Source organism: Flavobacterium zepuense (assembly GCF_007097145.1).
Taxonomy (GTDB): Bacteria; Bacteroidota; Bacteroidia; order Flavobacteriales; family Flavobacteriaceae; genus Flavobacterium; species Flavobacterium zepuense.
Genome location: NZ_VJVZ01000036.1, coordinates 1 through 1,181, shown reverse-complemented (window position 1 = coordinate 1,181; position 1,181 = coordinate 1). Strand labels below are relative to the sequence as shown.

General features: G+C 47.2%; 3 protein-coding genes. All 3 read right to left on the bottom strand.

Going from position 1 to position 1,181, the window contains the following annotated elements:
- Nucleotides 1-441 (bottom strand): hypothetical protein (locus tag FMM05_RS20875; RefSeq protein WP_449404183.1); only part of this gene is annotated, 441 nt, incomplete at its 3' end.
- Between the two features lie 31 nt (nucleotides 442-472).
- The gene (locus FMM05_RS20870; protein WP_143375359.1) at nucleotides 473-907 is read right to left on the bottom strand and encodes a hypothetical protein; all 435 of its coding nucleotides are present in this window, start codon (nucleotides 905-907) and stop codon (nucleotides 473-475) included.
- 10 nt (nucleotides 908-917) lie between these two features.
- Nucleotides 918-1,178, bottom strand: coding sequence for a DUF4134 domain-containing protein (locus FMM05_RS20865; protein ID WP_221932298.1), 261 nt, complete (start codon nucleotides 1,176-1,178; stop codon nucleotides 918-920).
- Nucleotides 1,179-1,181: the final 3 nt, after the last annotated feature.

Here is a 1,181-nt window from a genome sequence, read left to right as displayed (position 1 = left end):
AAATACTTTTACCGCCTCACTAATAAATACCCCGGAACCCGCAGAGGGTTCATACAACCTTTTAGGGGTTATGCCTTGTTGCTTTAAAACATCATACACTACCTGCGGCACCACTTCCGGAGTATAGAAAGCAGTCAAAACACTATTCCTTAGCGACGCAATGATTTCTTTATACTCTTGCTCTCTGTAGTTTTCTTTTAAAAGCTTATGGAACCGTATCATCTCGGGTTGCAGTTTCAGGTCGTCTTTAGTTGCGCCATTGGCCTTCCACTCATCAGTACTGCCGTAAGGATACAGGATGGCTTTAATGCCCCCAAAACCGGCATACCCCTGCAAGGTGCCCAGATCCTCATCGAATACCGGCAGGCCTTTTTGGTAGTCCAGTGCGATCTTGACCGCGCGGATGTTACCTTGTAATTTATGGGAAACATTATAAGCCATAACCCTGCATTTTCATTTACTCACATTCTCTTTAGCCCGGTAGCAGGTAGTCATGTACCTGCGCGATCACCGCATACCGCAGATGGCGGTTGTCCTGGTTCTCCTGGTTAAAATCAAAAGCCTCAAAAACCTCTTTGCAGGCTGCTATGAGGTTGACCACCTCGTAGGTCAGCACACCATTTTCTTTTAGCCGATCAAAATCATCCGGGAATTCCTCTTCAATGACCAATCTGATGTAGAGAAATTTTGAGGGTTTCAATCCTTCGGTCATTGCATTCAGGCACAATTCCTCAATGGCATACTGTGGCTTGCCCTCTGCAAGAAGTCCCTCAGCCATCGGGAGAATACTTCTGACTTTTTCTTCAAGGTATTTGGTAACCGAATAATCCTCCTGGAGGCTTATCATCAAATCTGGGTTATTGTGGACGATGTATGCCCACAACTTTTCTTTTAGCTGGCTTTGCATAGTTGATCTTTTAAGAGATGCCGAAGAAGGATTGGATGACAGTGGCTACCACCACCAAAAAGATACAGCTGCCAAACCAGGCTGCTGCAACTTTCCCGGTATCCTGGTCGCCTGCATTCCACTTCTGGTACACCTTGACTGCGCCGATCAGTCCAAGGATAGCGCCCACGGCGTACATAAGGTTGGTGCCTGCGGCAAAGTAACTGCGCACCTTTTGGTTCGCCTCCTCAATGCCTTCAATACCATCCTGCGCAAAAGCGCTGCTAGAGATGGC